31 protein-coding genes and 1 tRNA gene are annotated in these 18,014 nt (G+C 60.1%); 21 read left to right on the top strand and 11 right to left on the bottom strand.

What is annotated here, in order from left to right; translation table 11 throughout:
* Positions 1-121: 121 nt before the first annotated feature.
* On the bottom strand, positions 122-670 hold the full coding sequence (locus E3U47_RS16975; protein WP_134692834.1) for a hypothetical protein: 549 nt from the start codon (positions 668-670) through the stop codon (positions 122-124).
* A 201-nt stretch (positions 671-871) separates the two neighbouring features.
* Here E3U47_RS16975 and E3U47_RS16970 point away from each other — a divergent pair, with 201 nt between their 5' ends.
* Both E3U47_RS16970 and E3U47_RS16965 read left to right on the top strand, forming a co-directional pair.
* Complete coding sequence (locus E3U47_RS16970) at positions 872-1,099, top strand: hypothetical protein (protein WP_134692833.1); 228 nt, start codon at positions 872-874, stop codon at positions 1,097-1,099.
* A 351-nt stretch (positions 1,100-1,450) separates the two neighbouring features.
* Positions 1,451-1,810 (top strand): hypothetical protein, encoded by a 360-nt coding sequence (locus E3U47_RS16965; RefSeq protein WP_134692832.1) that lies wholly within the window; start codon positions 1,451-1,453, stop codon positions 1,808-1,810.
* A gap of 35 nt (positions 1,811-1,845) precedes the next feature.
* Here E3U47_RS16965 and E3U47_RS16960 read toward each other — a convergent pair whose 3' ends face one another.
* Genes E3U47_RS16960 through E3U47_RS25520 form a run of 3 tightly spaced genes read right to left on the bottom strand, consistent with a single transcriptional unit; the run spans position 1,846 to position 2,895 of the window.
* A complete protein-coding gene (locus tag E3U47_RS16960) occupies positions 1,846-2,274 on the bottom strand; it encodes a proteasome subunit beta (RefSeq protein ID WP_134692831.1) in 429 nt (142 codons plus the stop codon).
* An 8-nt stretch (positions 2,275-2,282) separates the two neighbouring features.
* A complete protein-coding gene (locus tag E3U47_RS16955) occupies positions 2,283-2,513 on the bottom strand; it encodes a hypothetical protein (protein ID WP_028692276.1) in 231 nt (76 codons plus the stop codon).
* Between the two features lie 58 nt (positions 2,514-2,571).
* A complete protein-coding gene (locus E3U47_RS25520) occupies positions 2,572-2,895 on the bottom strand; it encodes a hypothetical protein (protein ID WP_372239517.1) in 324 nt (107 codons plus the stop codon).
* On the opposite strand from E3U47_RS25520, the gene E3U47_RS16945 reads away from it, so the two are divergent.
* The gene (locus E3U47_RS16945; protein ID WP_134692830.1) at positions 2,894-3,094 is read left to right on the top strand and encodes a hypothetical protein; all 201 of its coding nucleotides are present in this window, start codon (positions 2,894-2,896) and stop codon (positions 3,092-3,094) included. The two genes, E3U47_RS25520 and E3U47_RS16945, sit on opposite strands and share 2 nt — an antisense overlap.
* Before the next feature lie 50 nt (positions 3,095-3,144).
* Positions 3,145-3,666 carry a hypothetical protein gene (locus E3U47_RS16940; RefSeq protein WP_134692829.1) on the top strand — a complete coding sequence of 174 codons (522 nt, stop codon included), beginning with the start codon at positions 3,145-3,147 and terminating at the stop codon, positions 3,664-3,666.
* Here E3U47_RS16940 and E3U47_RS16935 read toward each other — a convergent pair.
* A complete protein-coding gene (locus E3U47_RS16935; RefSeq protein ID WP_134692828.1) occupies positions 3,655-3,894 on the bottom strand; it encodes a hypothetical protein in 240 nt (79 codons plus the stop codon). The genes E3U47_RS16940 and E3U47_RS16935 overlap by 12 nt on opposite strands.
* Before the next feature lie 205 nt (positions 3,895-4,099).
* Between E3U47_RS16935 and E3U47_RS16930 the strand changes: the two genes are divergently transcribed.
* Complete coding sequence (locus E3U47_RS16930) at positions 4,100-4,579, top strand: hypothetical protein (protein ID WP_256660298.1); 480 nt, start codon at positions 4,100-4,102, stop codon at positions 4,577-4,579.
* A gap of 355 nt (positions 4,580-4,934) precedes the next feature.
* On the opposite strand, the gene E3U47_RS16925 is transcribed toward E3U47_RS16930, so the two are convergent.
* The gene (locus E3U47_RS16925) at positions 4,935-5,711 is read right to left on the bottom strand and encodes a DUF4145 domain-containing protein (RefSeq protein ID WP_134692827.1); all 777 of its coding nucleotides are present in this window, start codon (positions 5,709-5,711) and stop codon (positions 4,935-4,937) included.
* A gap of 151 nt (positions 5,712-5,862) precedes the next feature.
* Between E3U47_RS16925 and E3U47_RS16920 the strand changes: the two genes are divergently transcribed.
* Genes E3U47_RS16920 through E3U47_RS16910 form a run of 3 tightly spaced genes read left to right on the top strand, consistent with a single transcriptional unit; the run spans position 5,863 to position 7,773 of the window.
* Complete coding sequence (locus E3U47_RS16920; RefSeq protein ID WP_134692826.1) at positions 5,863-6,117, top strand: hypothetical protein; 255 nt, start codon at positions 5,863-5,865, stop codon at positions 6,115-6,117.
* Positions 6,114-6,839 (top strand): hypothetical protein, encoded by a 726-nt coding sequence (locus tag E3U47_RS16915; protein ID WP_134692825.1) that lies wholly within the window; start codon positions 6,114-6,116, stop codon positions 6,837-6,839. Before E3U47_RS16920 ends, E3U47_RS16915 begins: the two co-directional genes overlap by 4 nt.
* A gap of 10 nt (positions 6,840-6,849) precedes the next feature.
* A complete protein-coding gene (locus tag E3U47_RS16910; protein WP_134692824.1) occupies positions 6,850-7,773 on the top strand; it encodes a DNA cytosine methyltransferase in 924 nt (307 codons plus the stop codon).
* A gap of 1 nt (position 7,774) precedes the next feature.
* On the opposite strand, the gene E3U47_RS25005 is transcribed toward E3U47_RS16910, so the two are convergent.
* The gene (locus tag E3U47_RS25005) at positions 7,775-7,951 is read right to left on the bottom strand and encodes a hypothetical protein (RefSeq protein WP_158539562.1); all 177 of its coding nucleotides are present in this window, start codon (positions 7,949-7,951) and stop codon (positions 7,775-7,777) included.
* A gap of 66 nt (positions 7,952-8,017) precedes the next feature.
* On the opposite strand from E3U47_RS25005, the gene E3U47_RS16905 reads away from it, so the two are divergent.
* The 6 genes from E3U47_RS16905 to E3U47_RS16880 all read left to right on the top strand — a co-directional run bounded on the left by E3U47_RS16905 (position 8,018) and on the right by E3U47_RS16880 (position 10,464).
* Positions 8,018-8,683 (top strand): hypothetical protein, encoded by a 666-nt coding sequence (locus E3U47_RS16905; protein WP_134692823.1) that lies wholly within the window; start codon positions 8,018-8,020, stop codon positions 8,681-8,683.
* A 112-nt stretch (positions 8,684-8,795) separates the two neighbouring features.
* Positions 8,796-9,149, top strand: a complete 354-nt coding sequence (locus E3U47_RS16900) for a hypothetical protein (protein WP_134692856.1) — start codon at positions 8,796-8,798, stop codon at positions 9,147-9,149.
* On the top strand, positions 9,146-9,397 hold the full coding sequence (locus E3U47_RS16895; RefSeq protein ID WP_134692822.1) for a hypothetical protein: 252 nt from the start codon (positions 9,146-9,148) through the stop codon (positions 9,395-9,397). Before E3U47_RS16900 ends, E3U47_RS16895 begins: the two co-directional genes overlap by 4 nt.
* Entirely contained in the window at positions 9,394-9,846 is a 453-nt protein-coding gene (locus E3U47_RS16890; protein WP_256660297.1) for an ASCH domain-containing protein, read from the top strand. The genes E3U47_RS16895 and E3U47_RS16890 overlap by 4 nt, the downstream gene beginning before the upstream one ends.
* Complete coding sequence (locus E3U47_RS16885; RefSeq protein ID WP_134692821.1) at positions 9,843-10,160, top strand: hypothetical protein; 318 nt, start codon at positions 9,843-9,845, stop codon at positions 10,158-10,160. The genes E3U47_RS16890 and E3U47_RS16885 overlap by 4 nt, the downstream gene beginning before the upstream one ends.
* A 52-nt stretch (positions 10,161-10,212) precedes the next feature.
* The gene (locus E3U47_RS16880; protein ID WP_134692820.1) at positions 10,213-10,464 is read left to right on the top strand and encodes a hypothetical protein; all 252 of its coding nucleotides are present in this window, start codon (positions 10,213-10,215) and stop codon (positions 10,462-10,464) included.
* A 16-nt stretch (positions 10,465-10,480) separates the two neighbouring features.
* Here E3U47_RS16880 and E3U47_RS25000 read toward each other — a convergent pair whose 3' ends face one another.
* On the bottom strand, positions 10,481-10,651 hold the full coding sequence (locus E3U47_RS25000) for a hypothetical protein (protein WP_167659500.1): 171 nt from the start codon (positions 10,649-10,651) through the stop codon (positions 10,481-10,483).
* A 74-nt stretch (positions 10,652-10,725) separates the two neighbouring features.
* On the opposite strand from E3U47_RS25000, the gene E3U47_RS16875 reads away from it, so the two are divergent.
* The 3 genes from E3U47_RS16875 to E3U47_RS16865 are packed head-to-tail and all read left to right on the top strand — an operon-like array spanning position 10,726 to position 12,393.
* Positions 10,726-11,049: a hypothetical protein gene (locus E3U47_RS16875; RefSeq protein WP_134692819.1), complete on the top strand. Its 324-nt coding sequence runs from the start codon at positions 10,726-10,728 to the stop codon at positions 11,047-11,049.
* 39 nt (positions 11,050-11,088) lie between these two features.
* Positions 11,089-11,325: a DUF4224 domain-containing protein gene (locus E3U47_RS16870; RefSeq protein ID WP_134692818.1), complete on the top strand. Its 237-nt coding sequence runs from the start codon at positions 11,089-11,091 to the stop codon at positions 11,323-11,325.
* Between the two features lie 3 nt (positions 11,326-11,328).
* The gene (locus tag E3U47_RS16865) at positions 11,329-12,393 is read left to right on the top strand and encodes a tyrosine-type recombinase/integrase (RefSeq protein ID WP_134692817.1); all 1,065 of its coding nucleotides are present in this window, start codon (positions 11,329-11,331) and stop codon (positions 12,391-12,393) included.
* A gap of 100 nt (positions 12,394-12,493) precedes the next feature.
* On the opposite strand, the gene E3U47_RS16860 is transcribed toward E3U47_RS16865, so the two are convergent.
* A tRNA-Cys gene (locus E3U47_RS16860) sits at positions 12,494-12,567 on the bottom strand.
* A 144-nt stretch (positions 12,568-12,711) separates the two neighbouring features.
* On the bottom strand, positions 12,712-13,728 hold the full coding sequence (sohB, locus tag E3U47_RS16855) for a protease SohB (RefSeq protein ID WP_134692816.1): 1,017 nt from the start codon (positions 13,726-13,728) through the stop codon (positions 12,712-12,714).
* A gap of 199 nt (positions 13,729-13,927) precedes the next feature.
* Between sohB and E3U47_RS16850 the strand changes: the two genes are divergently transcribed.
* The 4 genes from E3U47_RS16850 (at position 13,928) to E3U47_RS16835 (ending at position 17,073) form a co-directional block, all read left to right on the top strand.
* Positions 13,928-14,641, top strand: coding sequence for a histidine phosphatase family protein (locus E3U47_RS16850; RefSeq protein WP_134692815.1), 714 nt, complete (start codon positions 13,928-13,930; stop codon positions 14,639-14,641).
* A 54-nt stretch (positions 14,642-14,695) separates the two neighbouring features.
* Positions 14,696-15,013, top strand: a complete 318-nt coding sequence (locus tag E3U47_RS16845) for an SCP2 sterol-binding domain-containing protein (RefSeq protein WP_023630010.1) — start codon at positions 14,696-14,698, stop codon at positions 15,011-15,013.
* Between the two features lie 197 nt (positions 15,014-15,210).
* Positions 15,211-16,278, top strand: coding sequence for a phosphotransferase family protein (locus E3U47_RS16840; protein WP_134692814.1), 1,068 nt, complete (start codon positions 15,211-15,213; stop codon positions 16,276-16,278).
* A 27-nt stretch (positions 16,279-16,305) separates the two neighbouring features.
* The gene (locus E3U47_RS16835) at positions 16,306-17,073 is read left to right on the top strand and encodes an SDR family oxidoreductase (protein WP_134692813.1); all 768 of its coding nucleotides are present in this window, start codon (positions 16,306-16,308) and stop codon (positions 17,071-17,073) included.
* A gap of 83 nt (positions 17,074-17,156) precedes the next feature.
* Here the strand turns inward: E3U47_RS16835 and E3U47_RS16830 are convergent, their stop codons facing one another.
* The gene (locus E3U47_RS16830) at positions 17,157-17,978 is read right to left on the bottom strand and encodes a class I SAM-dependent methyltransferase (protein WP_134692812.1); all 822 of its coding nucleotides are present in this window, start codon (positions 17,976-17,978) and stop codon (positions 17,157-17,159) included.
* Positions 17,979-18,014: the final 36 nt, after the last annotated feature.

The following is an 18,014-nucleotide window of genomic DNA, read 5'->3' as shown; positions in this document are numbered from 1 at the left end:
GCCAGTGACCTTGGGAGGCACCATGCCTGGAAGGAGCGGAATCAGGGGTGAGGCCAGACGCAAGAAGCCCAGCGCGGGGCTTGGTCTGAATAGCTAGGGATCTCACGGCCCTCAGCCATAGTCACTGCGAAATTGGGAGCTTCGGTATTGGAGGCATATCAGCCTCTTCCTTCGAGAAAAAGACATCTTCTGTTAGGTTTGTGGGAATCGTATAACCTACCTGAACAACCCCGGCAAGAGACGTAAGCCGCCTTAATACTTCTAACTTATAAAAGTCAATTTTCTTGAAATCCAGCTGTTGGTTATTATTTTGACGCTCAATTCCTTCAAGGGCCGAAATAAGATCCGCTGTCATCTGCGACAGCTCAGGGCTATTAACTTCTGGGGCTAGCTTCTGTACGCGGCCTCGACACTCGGCGATGGAGGAAAACATTGCCTCGTGACTCATTTGTGCGTGAGTCCTTGTGAACACCGCTCGCCTGTAACAGTCCTTCACAATTGTTTTAACCACCTCTAAAGATTTTACCTCCTCTTGGCTAGGAGTGGTCCAAATCACGGCCAAGAGCAACGCAGCCACGCTCGCGATCACTAACGACACCAACATCTTAGGAACCAAGGGAAGTCCCGCCGCCCAAGGAATCAGCTTTTGTAATTGCTCAACCAATTCCACAGCTTGACTCCTTGAGAAAGGCAATGAACCATCATCCACCTAATCCACTATTTCGACCATCCTGTCCACCCATCCACCCTGGACGGAAAGCCAGTACGCGGGCTGAGCCGTGGCGTAGTAGCGTTGTGCCTCCCAACGAACCGCCCCGGTCCGTTGCCGGAAAGCCCAAGGACTGGGGCGCACATGACCTAGGAGGTTATTTTGACAGACCCACGCATTATCGATGCCATCAATTCGCATGCGGCGGACATACAGAACATCAGCTGTATCCTTGGCGGGCTGTTGCAGCAGCTGAGGGATACCCAGGGTGTAGAAGGTCTTGATCGAGCGAAAGATTTTGCTATTCAAGCAGCCAAGTCTCTATCGAAACCTGGGGCAGTAAGCCCGGATATCGCTCATATCACTAAAGTTTTCGATCAGCACAGGTGATCAGCTGCATGGCTGGGCCGCTTGAATAGGCGTCCCAGCTTTTGGCCGAATTCCAACCCCGATCCCTGCTGGCAAATATGGCTTGCTACAGACAGTTTGAGTTCCCATTCTCTCTTGCATACCCCTCTCGCGCTGGATCCAGTCCCAAACGTCAGGACTTGGAGCCAGTCGGATAGCAGCCCCAGGCGGATCAGCCAGCCCCAAAAGTGACGTAGGGGGCATAGGTCGACTCATGGGCATTCCTTTGTCGAGCAGGATGACATAAATAGGCCTTGACCGAACCCTGATTTAGGATCAAGATCTTGTTACCAGATCTAGAGCCTAGATCAGGATTCTATATTGGAGATACTCATGCGCACACCTCTTCAAACCGCAATACTGCTGTCTGTACTTTTCAAGCGTTCGGAGCTCAGCCGCGTTCGCATTAGCCAAAAAACTTTGAAGCTTCTCTCGTATCGGTCCCGCTTAAAATCTGCCTTCGTCGTTTCCGTTTCTGATGCACTTGCCGACTTCGGTTTGTACTTGATCGAGTTGGACACTGGCGGTTACGCCCTGGTTTCGGCAAAGAGCCTGGAAGGCGCTAAAGCTGTCACGGCAAAACGCTTGATGGGGGACCTACTTAAGCGGCTTGTTGATGGCTCTGAGCTGGACTTCGAATCCTTGGAAGAAGAAGCCCTTGCGGAAGCCGAGGATCCGGTTGAGGAGGACTAAAGCTTATACCCGTGCCGCAGCCACCTGCGGCACACCTACCCCACCATTCGAAATGTCACAACCTTCCCACCAGTGTAAATGTCCCGCTTCATAGCAGCCCGCACCGCCTCTTCTGCGTTTGCGCCCATATCCATCGCTGCCAGGGCATAGGCAGAGCCACTTCCGATAGCGTCGGGGTTTTCCGGGTCGAGCTCCTGCCGCCAGATGCCCGTCTTGTCGTCATGACCAACCATCAGCAGCTTCCCGTCATCAACGGCGTATCCGGAGCACTCCACAGCGACTGCCGATGGCGTCCCGAAGTACGCAGCGATCAACGCCTTCTCGTCACACACTGCGCCCGATAGGAAGAAACTGACACCATCTACCACCTGGCATTTGGGGGCATTGTCCGAAACGATGGCTCCGCCCCGGGTTTGGCGAGAGTCGTAGGCGATGACGCCGTCTTTGTAGGCGATGGTGGTCATGGCTGCTCTCAGGCGAATGGATCGGCAGGTTTTGCGATCGAGCGCACGAACCACATAAAGCCCTGCTGCAGGTTGGTCTTCGCCAGGGCCAGCAGTCGCGGGTCAACGCCTTCGATCTGCCCGATCTGCTTGAACAGCTCGCCGGCATCGGCCTCCAGGGCCTTGATCGAGTTCATGCCGTCGATCTCGCTCTGGGTGAGGTCGCGGTAGCCGGTGATCTTCTTGTGCTGGTTGTCCATGGTGACTCCCTCAAAGGTTCGCGCCACGAAACGGCGCGTTGTTGTTTTGTGGCGCGACCTACGACTTTCGCCGCTCAATACCGCCCGGGCCGTACCTGCAGTCACGCAGGCAGTGCTCGCAGTTCAGCACCCGGCACAGCCATGCCTTGACCCGCTGCCAGTACATGACGATGAAGATGTGACGGGCGCCGGCCAGGGCCAGGCTGACGTAGAGGGTCGTCCCGGCCATCGACGGCGTGAGGAACCTGTGTTCGGCGCGAGCCAGCAGCGCACAACCAGAATGACAACTACGGGCAGCAGAGCCAGCAGGCCGCGCCGCCGGACAACTTCGACGACGATATCCCATTCGCCCCGCTCCCCCATCTCGCAGGTACGTAGCCATGTTCCCGCGCAAACCCAAGCAGATACACCCGCTGGCCTACTACCAGGGCCGCACCGTCCGGGCCGCCAATCGATGCCGTCTGGCCCAGCCCTACCCCGAAATGACGATCGACAGCGCCTGGTGGCTTGCCGGCTGGCATGACTGCGATATGGAGCTATCCCATGAACCGAAAAAACCTGCGCTCGCTACAGCTGCATAGGCGCCGCGACCAGTTCAACTTGCCGCCCAGCGGATTGAAGGAGGTGCTGCATGGCGATGACTCAGCAGCAACGCGACGAGAAGCGCAGGGCCAGGGCCGAGCGCCTGCAGGAAGAAGACCTGCGCTTGAAGGTTCGACCAGGGACTAAGCAGGCCCTACTGGAGCTGATGGAGTGGGCTGGGATCGAGGAACAGGGCGAGGCGATGACGCTGATGATTCATCACATCGAAGCGCTCGGGCATCACGCTCTGTTCAGAATCGCGCGCCACGAAATCGAAGCTCACCGAGTTGTGGCGCGAACTGAGTCGCTGCGGTTGTCAGCCAGGAAGCGGACTGGCCAGCACCTTCGCGCCATCTGCGGCTGGGCCGACGCCACCTACAGCCAGATGATCGAGGCGCTAATTCACGGTATCCACGCACTGGGCAGACTGCACGCGGCGAAGTTTCTAACCCCGCCGCGGCATGAAATCAGCATCTCGCCCCGACTGGCCCTGGCCTTCGACAGGAAGAGCATGCTGATGATTCAGCAGGATCCTGGCGACGAAGTTGTCGCGCCGAGGTCACCAGCCTGATGGTTTGTTGTTGGTGCAAAAGTTGACCCACTCCAAAGACGCAGTCGTGGCGGCGTTATGCAGGTCCCAGTACTTTTCGTAGGCACCTTCGCCAGAAAGCTCTGGATCGCTGTCTAGCAGCTCTCGCGTCTCTTTAGATTTTTCAGCAACCCGGTCCGAATACTCGCGGCATTTATCGAAGTATTCACGGTTCGTCATCATCGCACTGTTCTCCTTGATTGGCATCATGCCGGGCCGCCATAAAACACTAACCAACATCAAAAAGCCACCTCACCAAGGTCTAACCGGCCACGGAGGACGGCGCATGCATGGAGAAAGCCATGAGCGATACTGAAGCCAGCCCGAGCCTGGCAACCGGCCACCCGATGGCTGCCGACACCTGGCAAGACTTCGTTGCTCGACTTCGACACCACTGCAACGGCCAGGGTGTGAAGTGGCACCACAGGCATGCGCGCTGTTCACCGTGCAGCAGAAGCGCATCGACTACGGCTTCGACCGTGACTATGCCGAAGGCTTGGTGGTCTGCCTGGAGGATAGGAGGTGGTTCAGTCCAGTGGATTACTGGAATGACCTCGACGAGGAAGAGCAGCAGGAAATCAACCAGTCCGTTCAGGCCGACCACGAGTGTGATTTCCTCGACCTGGATACGGATGGCCAGTGGGAATTCCTGGCCGAACTCGACGACCACACCGTCACCGGCTGGAACAAGCACTGGGAAATCGTGAACAGCCACTTCACCAGGGAAGCGGCCGAGGCCTTCATTCGCCGGAAGCAGCACGACTACCCAGAGCTGCGGGTTTACGTCGAGTCGCAGTACTACGCCTGGGAGTTCGAAGCCATCAAGGCCGCGATCCTCGACGGCACGCTGGTCTACCAGCCAAAGCCAGCAACTGATGACGCTACCGCCGCCTGACCATCCCGCGCTGCCCGCCATCTGCTCAACCCTGGCCTGAAGACTCAGGCCTACGGCAGTACTTCTCATGCTCCTGCTGGGAATAGCAACCCTGGTCGCAGTTTAGATAGTTATCCCAGCTCGTGCCCCAAATTCGGACTCCAGCAACCGCAGTAAGCACAAAGCCCCAAGCCCAGGGCTGAGGGATCCAGGCAGCCATAACCATGCTTGCAGCGACAATGGCGATACCACCCCACCATCGTTGCCTCTTCGAGAATTTCGAAACCACTGCCCGCTCTCCCTGCAAATAAGCGGCGAAGCATACCACTCGCTTAACTGAGCCACATGCGGCGCTGCCCGCCAGCGCCTCGACAGGCTAAACGTCAGTGTTTTTCAACAGCCACTTGTAGAGTCGGCCTAACGGACTCTGACGGGCATTGATCACGCGGGCTAGCTTTTGTACTTCCGCCCTGCGAGTTCCATAAACCTCTTCCAATATGAACTCTGTTATTTCGAGGGCGTGAATAGCATCGTCATGTACCATTTCGGTTCCGGGATGACTTCCGTGATTCCCTAGCACTTTCAGCGCATGGAATAGCTCCTTGACATTCTTTTGATCATCAGGAAGAAGTTTTACCCTATTTCCGAATGGTATAAAATTTCTGCCATTTTTTTCTGGAATACCAAGATGACTTAGTATTACTTCGGCCGCAGTTCTGACACTGTTGCAGCAAGCAGCTGGACTGGAAAAGAATAATTCGCACGCAGTCGACAGGGGGAGTATCACCTCTTTTGGAGTCGATGCCGGGTAGTCAATCAGCTGAAGGGGTGGATGAAAATACGACGGCGTATAAACTTCCGAGTACTGCCGATCCCAGTCACCATTATCATCGGGAATGATTTCTTCCTCGACAGATCCTCGACCTACAACAAATACAGTTTCTCTACAGTCTACACATTTGAGCGAAGTGCTGAATGCGAGCCTAATCATTTCCGGCTCCCACCAGTCCTCATGATGCTCCGACTTTGATTCTTCGGTTTCTACCGAACGAAACTCCCCATCAGGGCGCAGCGTCGCCGAATAGCAGTGAGGACACTTGTATTCGAATATTGAGTCTTTTGTGAATGCTCGATTCAAAATTTCTTTATTCATACACTTTCCCAAGCTATTTAGCGAAGTGGCTGCGGCATCATAGGGAAGCCTATTTGCCAAGACAACTGGAAGTGGAGCGACACAGCACTTTCCCCAAGCACGAGACCTGCTCGCGCAGTCGACATATGAAGGCAAAGTCGGAGACTCAAGCATGACCTCCCTAAACATATACAGGCACAATTTCACCGCGGTCTGCCCAAGCGACGCCGAGGTGATCCTCTACAGCTTGGAAATCCGTAGCAAGGCGATGATCCGCGTTGAGCACATCAAGACTGCCACCGCGCTGATCAAGCAAGGCTGGCACGAGCAGATCGCCGACGACCTGGCCGAACGCTTCGGTGGCGACCAGGTGATCAAGGCGGTGCACCAGGGCGTCAAGATCGAAACGGTGAGGCTGAGCGGATGATCCACTACCACGGCACGCCTATCGGCGGAACGCGGCAGGATGCGGCGCGACTGCTTGCCGGCAGGCACGCCCTGGTACCTTTCCCGAGGCAGGACGACTTGGGCATCGTCGCCGAGGCCTGTCAGTCCTTCGTCTTCGACAACGGCGCGTTCACCGTGTGGAAGAAAGGCGGCCAGGTCGATGTCGATGGCTACACCCGCTGGGTGGATGACTGGCACCGGCACCCCGGCTTCGATTGGGCCCTGATCCCTGACGTGATCGACGGAGACGAAGACGCCAACGATCGGCTGCTCGAGCAATGGCCTGGCTACCTGCCCGGCGTGCCGGTCTGGCATATGCACGAGTCGATCGAGCGCCTGCAGCGTCTGGCCCTGTCCTGGCGCATTGTTGCCCTGGGCAGCTCCGGACAATGGCGATCGCCCGGGACCCCAGCGTGGTGGAAGCGGATGGGCTCAGCAATGGATGCCATCTGCGACGACCAAGGCCGGCCTCAATGCCGTCTGCACGGCCTGCGGATGCTTGACCCCGCGATCTTCCAGAGTCTGCCGCTCGCATCGGCTGATAGCACGAATGCCGCAGTGAACGGCGGCAGCATCAGTCGCTTCGGTATGTACACCCCGCCGTCGGCCGGCCAGCGCGCCAGCGTGATCGCCGACCGAATTGAAGCGCACACCAGCTCTCCTATTTGGCAGCGCGAGAGCCAGACAGAACTGGCCCTGTAAGGACCTCCCAATGACCACAGCAATCGACCTGTTCGCCGGCCTAGGCGGATGGAGCACCGGCGCGCGCGCCGCAGGCGTCCAGGTTCTCTGGGCGGCAAATCACTGGCCTGAGGCGGTGAAGTGGCACGCAGCCAATCACCAAGACACCGACCACGTATGCCAGGACCTGCACCAGGCTAACTGGGCAGCAGTTCCGCGAACCGATATCGGCATCGCCTCACCCTGCTGCCAGGGTCACGCAAAAGCCCGCGGCAAGAAGAACGGCAACCCGGAACACGATGCGTCGAGATCCACGGCCTGGGCCGTTCCATCAGCGGCTGAGGTGCTGCAGCAGGACGCCTGGGTTATCGAGAACGTGCCCGAGTTCGTCAACTGGGTGCTCTACCCCAGCTGGGTGGATGCCATGCAGCGGCTCGGGTACCAGGTCGCACCGCACATCGTGGACTGCGCCGATCTGGGCGTCCCGCAACACCGGGTGCGCCTGTTCCTGATTTGCACCAAGAGCAAGGCGCCGATCCAGCTACAACTGCAGCAGTGCGAACATGTGCCGGCGAGCAGCTTCCTCGACTTCGACGCCGGGCGTTGGTCATCAATAGAGAAACCAGGGCGCGCACAGGCCACGCTTGATCGGGTACGCAATGGCCGCCAGCGCTTCGGCGACCGATTCATCATGCCCTACTACGGCAAGGGCTCCGGCACCACCGGCCGCGACATCAACCGACCAATCGGAACCATCACCACCCTGGACCGCTGGGCCTTGGTTGACGGTGACCGGATGAGAATGCTCAGCGCCAGCGAGGCCTTGGCCGCCATGTCGTTTCCAGCTGACACCCTGCGCCCTGACAACCACCGGTTGACCATGCACATGGCAGGCAACGCTGTGCCGCCGCTGGCCGGGCAGAGAGTGATTGAGGCCCTACTGAAAGCGGCCTAAATCACCATTTCTCATCAGGATCTTTGGTGTGAAGGTTCTTCACGTCGTACTTATGGACATGCGCAAGCACGGCACCACTCTCATCGAAAAGAACGTAGTCATTCTTAGAATCCGCAACTCGAACTGCGTTTTCGTACTCGACCGAGCGGCCGTCGTGAAACTCGATTTTTACACCCATAGCGATAACTCCCTGTTGATGGAGGAATGACTATGGCACATAGCCTTCAATCTTCAAGGTATCCCCATGCCCACAGAAAACCGATCCAGCAACACCCGCGAGCACCTCGACGCGCTCTGGCGACAAATCCAAGACAGCGCCCTGCGCAGCGAAGATCCGCCCCACGTTCGATTTGCTGCTGCCCTCCTTGCCCAGCCTGCCGAGCAGCACCAGGGCGAGCCAGTGGCGCTTCCATCTTGCACGGCCAGACTGAGCGAATCGCATGACTGGGACCAGGGCTATCGCGGCGGCTGGAGGGCCTGTCTCGACGAAATCGCCAAGCTCGGACCGCTCTACACCCACGCCGATCCTGGCGAGGTTGAGCGACTGCGCTCATGCCTTGATGCGTGGATGAATGTCGCGGCCCGGAGGCTTGCGGATTGGAAGCAGGCTGTCGAAGCGAACGAGCGTCAACACGCCAAGCTGGCCGAGCGGGATGCGCTGCTCACCAAGATGAAAGCCTTGTTTCGCGCGGATGATCCATTCGACCTTTACGATGCGGTGTGCGCGGTCCTACCCGCCAGCGCAGAGCCGCGCGCGACAACCCCGCAGACGATCAACGGGCACAAGCTCAACTGCAAAGCGGTCGACGACTACAAGCCGGGACAATGCAGCTGCGGCGTAGAGATTGACCACGAAATCCCCGGAACCTCCTTCCAGCGACTGAACGCTCTGGCCAACCAGGGCGAATAAGTTGCAGCTCGCAAAGAGCACATTTGTACTCCACCCAGCTGTAACCCCTCTCCCCTCTATTCACTGCCGCGAGTGCGGCCAAGGAATCGTCATGCCCAAGAAAAGGGTGCCCATGAAGGCCCGCATAGAGAAGAAGCTCAGCAAGCGCATGGTGGAGCTTTTGCCATCGGTCTACCGCAATGCCTGGCGTGATCAGGAGCCAACCGAACTGGCGTACGACCAAGGCTCCAGTGTGCGACACGTTCTGAGCGTGGGCGGCGGCGTGGACTGCTGGGGCGAAGGCCAGGACGCGTACACCGTATGGGAGGACTGGTGGATTAACTGGTGCTGGCACGGTCCGTTTGAGGCCTACCCGAGCGGTCATCGCTTTGAGGGATATCCCAACATCGATGGATTCCGGCCCACCACAATCAACCTACTGAAGCTGGCCGCCCAGTGCGAACAGACCAGCAAGGAGTGGCCATGACCCGCCTCGCCCTCCTCCTCGCGCTGCTGGCCACCGGCGCCAGCGCAACCGAGAACGTCATCGACGTGCAGCACGACAGCCAGCGCGGCGTCACCTGCTACATCCTCAACGAGTCGTCGATCAGCTGCATCCCCGACGGCCAGCTGCAGGCCGGCAACGAGCGCCAGCTCTCACCGCACGAAACACAACCCGAACCTACACCCGCACTGGCGCCTGGGCGCTGGAATGATGAGAGGTATCAACTGTGAAGGCGCTTTCAATTCGCCAACCATGGGCCTGGCTGATCATGAGCGGTGGCAAGGACATCGAAAATCGGACCTGGCACACGAAGTTTCGAGGTCGCTTCTTGGTGCACGCTGCCGCCGGCATGACCCGGCGCGAGTTTCTCTCGGCGTTTGATTTCATGGCGCAAAGAGGGATAAAGCCGCCATTCCCTGTGCCGCCTGACAACCTGTTGCGAGGCGGGATCATCGGCTCCGTAGAGCTGGTCGACAGCCTCGATCACAGCGAATCTCCCTGGTACATGGGAGAGAAAGGGTTCGCCCTACGTGATCCGCGACCGTTGCCGTTCGTGCCGATGAAGGGGCGCCTGGGGTTCTTTGACGTGCCTGATGACGCGCTGTGCACCTGCCCGAGTGGAAACGGCTCACTGCGCTGGCCGTGTCCGGTTCATCCGCCGACCGAGGGAAAGTTATGACCAGTCAAACAACCGATGTTCAGGGCCTGATGAAGGCCTGCCAGCGCGGCGTGGCCGGCAAAGGCCCTGCGATCGAGGCGGCAAACAACCTGCTTGCCGAGTGCTACGGCCTGCTGGGCAAGCTCGCTGCCGAGAACGAGGCGCTGCGCAAGGATGCCGAGCGGTACCGCGTCCTCCGCCAGGCCGACGTTGACACCATCCAAAACGGCGGACTGTTCGCCGGCCTGGTTCCAGACAATATCGTGATTAACGACCACGACTTGGATAGGCGAACTGATGCCGTCATCGCCGAACGCAAGGAGGCCAAACCATGATCGCCCTCGCCTACATGGCCTACCTGATCTATCGGGCACCGCGATGATCGGCATGAGCAGGATCTACCCGCACATGACGGAGAAGGAAGAGCAAGAGCACTTCCGGAAACTGCTCGCCGAAGAAGAGCGCCAGCGCATCGCCAAGTTCTCCACGCTCAAGGCTGAAGATCACCATACCCACTGCCGCGACTGCGGCCGGTTCGTCGATAAGAGCCGCTGGCTGCTCAAGACCTCCGCATGGGCACAGCGCAGCCAACGCCCACTGTGCGCGCCCTGCTTCGACGAATACGATTTCGACTACTAACCCCTCCCCCAACTGCTCAAGCCCGCCGGCGAAATCCTGCAGCTAGTAGTACAAGGCCTGGCACCAACAAGCCAATCGCGGTGTAACCGAAAGCAGCCTGCCCAGATGCTCCGATAGCGGCGAATGCAGCGCCGATCGAAATCAGTGGCGCAGCAACGAAGTAGAACGGTTTGGCTGTCTTGCCCATATCGATCCTCCTGTTTGATCAACCCTTTTAACACATGAGCCCGCCGACATGCGCGGGCATGGAGAGCTATTGCCATGACGAAAGAAGAACTGGCCAGTTTGCCCGAGAAGATCCGGATCGCCACCGAAGCCGGCACGTCTGCCGCAAATGAATGCCAGGACGACGGCGGCAGCGCCAACCTGGACCGGGTTGTCATACCGCTGCGCGGCATGCGCGCCAGCCTGATCAAGGACCTGCCAGGTGATGTTTACCCGGCCAGCACCTACCACCCACGCGGCCTGCACCTATCGGCGCCGTTCGCCGGCATCGGCAACCGTCGGTACGCCGGCGTCCAGGCCATGTACCAGTCACTCAAAGACCAGGGCGTCGACTGCTACGTCTACTACCAGCTCGATTGACCACCAACCTACCGCCACCGGCGGAGTGGAGACCATCCCATGGAACATGCAAGCGAGTTCCTCGACGAGGAAGAGGTGGTGCGGGTTACCGGCTACCAGCTCCCGAGCAAACAGATCACGTGGCTGGCCAACAATGGCTGGCAGTACACGCTCACCCGGGCCAGGCGGCCCATTGTCGGCCGGGTATACGCCAGGCTCAAGATGGCAGGCGTCAAGCCAACGGCAACGAATGCCACGGCTGAAACATGGACATTGGACTTATCGCGCGTGGGGTAGAAGGTGCGCCATAGAAAAAAGGAAAACCGTGACCTGCCGGAGCGCATGCTTCGGCGGACCCGGAAAAGGAAAGGCGGGAAAATTTGGGTTGCGTACTACTACTGCGGTAGGGACGCGGACGGAAGGAGGGTCGAAATCCCTTTGGGGCAGGACCTGGCAGAAGCCAAGCTGGAGTGGGCACGCCTGGAGCAGAAGGCAAGGCCTAAGGTTATGGCAACTATGGGCGAGCTGTTCGATCGGTATGAGCGGGACATCATCCCGACGAAAGCGCCGCGCACTCAGAAAGACAACAAGTACGAGCTGGAGCGCCTGCGCAATGCGTTCGGTGACGCGCCGATCGAGGCAATCAGCCCGCCGGTCGTCGCCCAGTACCGCGACGCCCGCACCGCGAAGACTCGGGCAAATCGGGAGATCGCCCTGTTGTCGCACGTTTTTACCATGGCCATGGAGTGGGGCTTCGCCGAGCGAAACCCCTGCCTGGCGGTTCGCCGCAACAAAGAGAAGGTCCGCGACTTCTACGCGGCCGACGAGATCTGGGATGCGGTGTACGCCGAAGGCGACCAGGGTCTTAAGGACGCCATGGATCTGGCCTACCTGGCCGGCCAGCGCCCTGCCGACACGCTGAAGTTCAGCACGGTCGACCTCGACGAGGACTACTTGTGGGTCGACCAGAACAAGACCGATAAGAAGTTGCGAATTCGCCGGCACGTGAATGGCGTACTGACCGGCCTGGGCCTGTTCATCGAGGCGCTGCTTGAACGGCGCAAACTGCAGGGCGTGCGAAATTCACGCCTGATCACCAATGACGCGGGACTGCGCATGAGCTGGGAAATGCTGCGCAACCGCTTCGCAGAAGCGCGGGACAAGGCAGCGAGGAAGCTCGCTGCCGATGGCAACGCTGACCTGGCCGCCAAGGTTCGTCAGTTTCAGTTCCGCGACATCCGCCCGAAGGCTGCCTCGGAGATCGAGGATATCAGCCACGCCAGCCGATTGCTGGGGCACTCGAAAGAAGAGATCACCAAGCGGGTTTATCGCCGCGTGGGCGAGGTTGTGAGCCCAACGAAATAGGCATGGGTTGCGGAACACATGCCAAAAGTTGCGGAACACTTTGCATTTCCTGCCCGCAAAGAAAAACCCCGCAGATCTAGATCTGCGGGGTTTCGAATGGTGGAGGCCGAGGTCGGAATCGAACCGGCGTAGACGGATTTGCAATCCGGAGCATAACCACTTTGCTACTCGGCCTCAAAGTCGGAGTCAGCTTTCGCTATCTCCTTGAAACCGCTGAACTTTTTCAAGTCAGCTGCGTTTCGATGGAGGCCATTATGTCGGCATTCGAATCACCTTGCAACCCCCTTGAAGAAAAAAATCTTCAAGGGCTTCAAGGTGTTAGCGCAAGCGACCAAGCTTGCTCCACAGCCCCACCACGGTATTCTCCACCGCGCCGCTGGCCGCCATGCCGATTCGCTCCTGCAGGCTCTTGCGTTCAGCAAAGCGCAGGTGGAACACATTGGCCTCGCGAGCACTGCGGCTCAGGTATTCGTCGCTGGTGCCCAGCTCGTCGACCAACTGGCGGTTCAGCGCGGCGATACCCAGCCACACTTCACCGGTGGCCACTTCGTCGATGTGCAACTGCGGGCGGTAGCGGGCGACGAAGTCCTTGAACAGCTTGTGGGTGATGTCGAGGTCTTCCTGGAACTTCTCCCGGCCCTTGTCGGTGTTCTCGCCGAACACGGTCAGGGTGCGCTTGTACTCGCCGGCGGTGAGCACCTCGAAATCGATGTCGTGCTTTTTCAGCAGGCGGTTGACGTTGGGCATCTGCGCTACCACGCCGATGGAACCGAGCACGGCGAACGGCGCGCTGACGATCTTCTCGCCGATGCAGGCCATCATGTAACCGCCACTGGCGGCGACCTTGTCAATGCAAATGGTCAGCGGGATGCCGGCTTCGCGGATGCGCGCCAGTTGCGAGGCGGCCAGGCCGTAGCTGTGCACCAGGCCACCGCCGCTCTCCAGGCGCAGCACCACCTCGTCACGCGGGGTGGCCAGGGTCAGCAGCGCGGTGATCTCGTTGCGCAGGCTCTCGGTGGCCGAGGCCTTGATGTCGCCGTCGAAATCGAGGACGAACACCCGGCGCTTGTCCTCGGGCTTTTTCTTCTGCTGTTTTTCCGCCTTGGCCTGCTGCTTGCGCACAGCCTTGAGCTGGGCCTTGTCGAGCAGGCCCGACTCCAGGCGCTCGCGCAGTTCCTTGTAGAACTCGTTGAGGCGGGTGACCTGCAGTTGCCCGCCCGGCTTGCGCCGCCCTTTGCCACGCAGGCCGGCGATGGCCGACAGCACCACCAGGATGGCAATCACCAGGGTGGCGGTTTTGGCGAGAAAGCTTGCGTATTCGGCAAGAAACTCCACATTGACTCCTTGATAAACCAGCGCCGCAAGGACGCGAACTGGATGCAAGCATACCGGGGCGCCAGAGCCGCTGCCAGCGGGTGAAAATGCTGGCAACACAGTTCAAACGACCTTTTCAAACGCTTGTATGTTTTTTCGTTGACAGCCTGCCTGGGGCAACCTAACCTCGCAGCAACCTCCAACCGGGCCGGACTTCAACGTGGGCAATCTCTACCTGATCCGACATGGCCAAGCCTCCTTTGGTGCCGCCGACTACGACGTGCTGTCGCCTGTAGGCGAACGTCAGAGCCAGGCGTTGGGCGAACACCTCGCCCAACTGGGCCTGCGCCTGGACCGCTGTGTGGCCGGCACCTTGCGTCGCCAGCAGGACACCGCCCGCCTGGCCCTGGATGCGCTGCATGGCCATGGCAACCCGATCCCGGCCATTGAGACCGATGCGGCTTTCAACGAGTTCGACGCCGATGGCGTGATCCGCGCCCTGCTCCCGCGCCTGCTGCCTGAAGAGCCTGAAGCCCTGCATGTACTGCGCAACGGCGCCCAGCACCGCAGCGAGTTCCAGCGCCTGTTCGCCCTGATGGTGCAGCGCTGGCACGACGGCGACCATGACCACGACGACCGCCTGGAAACCTGGCAGTCCTTCACTGGCCGGGTCGGCGCTGGCCTGGAGCGCCTGCTCGCCAGCGCCGCCAGCGCCGACAACATTGCCCTGTTCACCTCCGGCGGCACCATCGCCGCCCTGCTCCACCTGATTACCGGAATCACGCCGGCTCAGGCGTTCAGCCTGAACTGGCAGATCATCAATACGTCGCTCAGCCACCTGAAGTTCCGTGGCCGCGACGTGACACTGGCTTCCTTCAACAGCCAGGCCCATGTGCGGCTGTTGCGGTTGCCGGAGCTCATCACCTACCGATGAGCCCGGTCTGTTGTGTCCTTGCGGACGCGAAAATCACTTAACAAGGAATACACCATGAGCGATGTAGCTAAAGCCGTCGAGGCGATGAAAGCAAAATTCAACCCGGCAGCGGCCGCCGGCCTGGACCTGGTGTTCGGCTTCAACATCACCGACGAAGACAAGCACTACGCCCTGCTGGTCAAGGACGGCACCTGCGAGATCCAGGAAGGCGAGAACGCCGACGCCAACTGCACCCTGGTAATGGACAGCGAAACCCTCAAGGGCATCGTCAGCGGTGACACCGACGGCATGCAGGCCTTCATGGGCGGCAAGCTGCGCGTCGAAGGCGACATGATGCTGTCGATGAAGCTCAGCGAGCTGTTCCCGGCCTGATTGGCGCGGTAGATCGCCAATGAAAAAGACCGAAGCCTGATGCGCTTCGGTTTTTTTTCGCCCGCGCAAAGCCCGTCCATCAGGGCCATTGATCGGCCGGCAACACCCAGGCCAATAAGCGTCTGGCACGCTTGTACCAGCTTCGACAGGAAATTAGATTAGCCAATAGTCCTTGCTATCGATCATAAGGAAATCGCATGACGCTCACCGACCAGTCCACCCAGGTACGCCCCGGCGAAGAACTCGACGCGGCCGTCATCGATCCTTACCTCAAGGGTCATGTACCTGGCCTGCAGGGCAGCCCGACCATCAGCCAGTTTCCGGGTGGCGCCTCGAACCTGACCTACCTGGTGGCCTACCCGGGCAAGGAACTCGTCCTGCGCCGCCCGCCCTTCGGCCACAAGGCCAAGTCGGCTCACGACATGGGCCGCGAATTCCGTATTCTCAACCAGCTCAATGCCGGTTTCCCCTATTGCCCCAAGGCCTACGTGCACTGCACCGATGAAGCGCTGATCGGCGGCGAGTTCTACGTGATGGAGCGGGTCAACGGCATCATCCTGCGCTCGGACATCCCTGTCGAACTCGATCTGGACGCCGGTCGCACCGAGGCGCTGTGCAAAAGCTTCATCGATCGCCTGGTCGAGCTGCACCAGGTGGACTACCAGGCATGCGGCCTGGCCGACCTGGGCAAACCGGAAGGTTATGTGCAGCGCCAGATCGAAGGCTGGGCCAGCCGCTATGAAAAAGCCCTGACCCCCGACGCGCCGCGCTGGGAACAGGTTATCGCCTGGCTACGCGAGAAGATGCCCACCGACCACCCGCGCCCGGGCATCGTGCATAACGACTACCGCTTCGACAATGTCATCCTCGACAGCACCAACCCGATGCGCATCATCGGTGTATTGGACTGGGAAATGGCCACCATCGGCGACCCGCTGATGGACCTGGGCAACAGCCTGGCCTACTGGATCGAGGCCGGCGACCCGGCGCCGGTGCAACTGATGCGCCGCCAGCCGAGCAACGCCCCCGGCATGCTCACCCGCCAGCAATTCGTCGACTACTACGCCGAGCGGGCGGGCATCCGTATCGACAACTTCGACTTCTATTACTGCTACGGCCTGTTCCGCCTGGCCGGCATCGTCCAGCAGATCTACTACCGCTTCTTCCACGGCCAGACCCAGGACAAGCGCTTCGCCCAGTTCATCCACATGAACAAGCTGCTGGAGCACATGAGCCTGCAACTGATCGGCAAATCCAGCCTGTAACTTCGGCAGACAACAAGGAATACGCGCATGTCCAAGACCCACCTGTTCGACCTCGACGGCAAGATCGCCTTCGTTTCCGGTGCCAGCCGCGGCATCGGCGAAGCCATTGCCCACCTGCTGGCCCAACAGGGCGCCCATGTGATCGTCTCCAGCCGCAAGCTCGACGGCTGCCAGCAGGTGGCCGAGGCCATCATCGCGGCAGGTGGCAAGGCCACTGCGGTGGCCTGCCACATCGGCGAGATGGAGCAGATCCAGCAGGTGTTCGCCGGCATCCGCGAACAGTTCGGGCGCCTGGATATCCTGGTCAACAACGCCGCGACCAACCCGCAGTTCTGCAACGTGCTGGACACCGACCTGGGCGCGTTCCAGAAGACCGTGGATGTGAATATCCGTGGTTACTTCTTCATGTCGGTGGAGGCCGGCAAGCTGATGCGCGAGCACGGCGGCGGCAGCATCATCAACGTGGCCTCGATCAACGGCGTGTCGCCAGGGCTGTTCCAGGGCATCTACTCGGTGACCAAGGCGGCGGTGATCAACATGACCAAGGTCTTCGCCAAGGAGTGCGCGCAGTTCGGTATCCGCTGCAACGCCCTGCTGCCGGGCCTGACCGACACCAAGTTCGCCTCCGCGCTGGTGAAGAACGACAGTATCCGCAACGCCGCCCTGCAGCAGATCCCGCTCAAGCGCGTCGCCGACCCGAGCGAGATGGCCGGCGCGGTGCTGTACCTGGCCAGCGCGGCGTCCAGCTATACCACGGGCACCGCGCTCAATGTCGACGGTGGCTTCCTGTCCTGATTAGCGCCGACCGGGGCTGCTGCGCAGCCCTTTCGCCGGCGCGCCGGCTCCTACAGGACAGCGTGCGCCTTCGGGAGCGCGCCCTACCCCTTGACCGCCTGCAGCGTATAGCTCAGCGGTAACCGCCAGGGCGCCTCGTTCAGGCGCCACTCGCCGTCATCGCCCAGCGTCATCTGCCCCGGCAATGCCTCCCACGGGATGGACTGGTGCTCCTCCAGGCCAGTGATGCGCATACCCTGCTTGAGCAACGCGGTAATCACCTCGCCCAGGCCGTGGTTCCACTCATGGGTCTCGGTATGGGCCAGGGCCTGGTCGGTGTCGACGTAGGTCTGGTCGCTGACCCACACGGTGGGCGCTTCGCGTTCGAAGTATGGGTATTCCAGCTGCAAACGGTCCTCGTGGTCCTCATTGACCGCCATCAGCATCGGGTGGCCATCGCGCAGGAACAAGCGCCCACCCGGCTTGAGCAAGGCCGCCACGGTACGCGCCCAACGCTCGATGCTGGGCAGCCAGCACAAGGCACCGATACCGGTGTAGACCAGGTCGAAAGAAGCGGCCGGCAGTACCTGCGCCGCCAGGTAGACATCCGCCTCGACATACCCGATGTCGGCACCGCAACGTTGGCCAAGGGTTCGCGCCTGGGCCAGCGACGCCGAGGAGAAGTCCAGGCCGCAGACCTCAGCGCCCAGGCGTGCCAACGACAAGGTGTCGGTGCCGATATGGCATTGCAGATGCACCGCGCGCTGGCCGCGGATATCGCCCAGGCGCGGCAGGTCGAAGCGCACCACTTCGGAAAGGTGCCCAGGGTTGGCCACGAAGCATTCGACTTCATAGTCCTTCGACGCCGCGTGCAGCGGCGCGCGCTCATCCCAACTGGCGCGGTTGAGCTCCTGTGATCGGCTCATGCGATGCTTTCCTTGTCGTGATCAGGTCAGGCGCAA

The organism is Pseudomonas sp. RIT623, from assembly GCF_004519305.1.
Lineage (GTDB): Bacteria > Pseudomonadota > Gammaproteobacteria > Pseudomonadales > Pseudomonadaceae > Aquipseudomonas.
The sequence above is the reverse complement of the archived record's forward strand: the minus strand, read 5'-3'. Positions and strand labels throughout refer to the sequence as shown.

What these genes read in the sequence shown, in the direction of transcription:
- E3U47_RS16965 (WP_134692832.1), top strand. Translation starts at nt 1,451, where the DNA reads ATGCGCACACCTCTTCAAACCGCAATACTGCTGTCTGTACTTTTCAAG.
- E3U47_RS16875 (WP_134692819.1), top strand. Translation starts at nt 10,726, where the DNA reads ATGACGAAAGAAGAACTGGCCAGTTTGCCCGAGAAGATCCGGATCGCC.
- E3U47_RS16925 (WP_134692827.1), bottom strand. Translation starts at nt 5,711, where the DNA reads ATGAATAAAGAAATTTTGAATCGAGCATTCACAAAAGACTCAATATTC.
- E3U47_RS25000 (WP_167659500.1), bottom strand. Translation starts at nt 10,651, where the DNA reads ATGGGCAAGACAGCCAAACCGTTCTACTTCGTTGCTGCGCCACTGATT.
- E3U47_RS25520 (WP_372239517.1), bottom strand. Translation starts at nt 2,895, where the DNA reads ATGGCTACGTACCTGCGAGATGGGGGAGCGGGGCGAATGGGATATCGT.
- E3U47_RS16835 (WP_134692813.1), top strand. Translation starts at nt 16,306, where the DNA reads ATGTCCAAGACCCACCTGTTCGACCTCGACGGCAAGATCGCCTTCGTT.
- E3U47_RS16920 (WP_134692826.1), top strand. Translation starts at nt 5,863, where the DNA reads ATGACCTCCCTAAACATATACAGGCACAATTTCACCGCGGTCTGCCCA.
- E3U47_RS16885 (WP_134692821.1), top strand. Translation starts at nt 9,843, where the DNA reads ATGACCAGTCAAACAACCGATGTTCAGGGCCTGATGAAGGCCTGCCAG.
- E3U47_RS16840 (WP_134692814.1), top strand. Translation starts at nt 15,211, where the DNA reads ATGACGCTCACCGACCAGTCCACCCAGGTACGCCCCGGCGAAGAACTC.
- E3U47_RS16895 (WP_134692822.1), top strand. Translation starts at nt 9,146, where the DNA reads ATGACCCGCCTCGCCCTCCTCCTCGCGCTGCTGGCCACCGGCGCCAGC.
- E3U47_RS16870 (WP_134692818.1), top strand. Translation starts at nt 11,089, where the DNA reads ATGGAACATGCAAGCGAGTTCCTCGACGAGGAAGAGGTGGTGCGGGTT.
- E3U47_RS25005 (WP_158539562.1), bottom strand. Translation starts at nt 7,951, where the DNA reads ATGGGTGTAAAAATCGAGTTTCACGACGGCCGCTCGGTCGAGTACGAA.
- E3U47_RS16940 (WP_134692829.1), top strand. Translation starts at nt 3,145, where the DNA reads ATGGCGATGACTCAGCAGCAACGCGACGAGAAGCGCAGGGCCAGGGCC.
- E3U47_RS16900 (WP_134692856.1), top strand. Translation starts at nt 8,796, where the DNA reads ATGAAGGCCCGCATAGAGAAGAAGCTCAGCAAGCGCATGGTGGAGCTT.
- E3U47_RS16945 (WP_134692830.1), top strand. Translation starts at nt 2,894, where the DNA reads ATGTTCCCGCGCAAACCCAAGCAGATACACCCGCTGGCCTACTACCAG.
- E3U47_RS16935 (WP_134692828.1), bottom strand. Translation starts at nt 3,894, where the DNA reads ATGATGCCAATCAAGGAGAACAGTGCGATGATGACGAACCGTGAATAC.
- E3U47_RS16960 (WP_134692831.1), bottom strand. Translation starts at nt 2,274, where the DNA reads ATGACCACCATCGCCTACAAAGACGGCGTCATCGCCTACGACTCTCGC.
- E3U47_RS16845 (WP_023630010.1), top strand. Translation starts at nt 14,696, where the DNA reads ATGAGCGATGTAGCTAAAGCCGTCGAGGCGATGAAAGCAAAATTCAAC.
- E3U47_RS16830 (WP_134692812.1), bottom strand. Translation starts at nt 17,978, where the DNA reads ATGAGCCGATCACAGGAGCTCAACCGCGCCAGTTGGGATGAGCGCGCG.
- E3U47_RS16905 (WP_134692823.1), top strand. Translation starts at nt 8,018, where the DNA reads ATGCCCACAGAAAACCGATCCAGCAACACCCGCGAGCACCTCGACGCG.
- E3U47_RS16955 (WP_028692276.1), bottom strand. Translation starts at nt 2,513, where the DNA reads ATGGACAACCAGCACAAGAAGATCACCGGCTACCGCGACCTCACCCAG.
- E3U47_RS16915 (WP_134692825.1), top strand. Translation starts at nt 6,114, where the DNA reads ATGATCCACTACCACGGCACGCCTATCGGCGGAACGCGGCAGGATGCG.
- E3U47_RS16880 (WP_134692820.1), top strand. Translation starts at nt 10,213, where the DNA reads ATGAGCAGGATCTACCCGCACATGACGGAGAAGGAAGAGCAAGAGCAC.
- E3U47_RS16910 (WP_134692824.1), top strand. Translation starts at nt 6,850, where the DNA reads ATGACCACAGCAATCGACCTGTTCGCCGGCCTAGGCGGATGGAGCACC.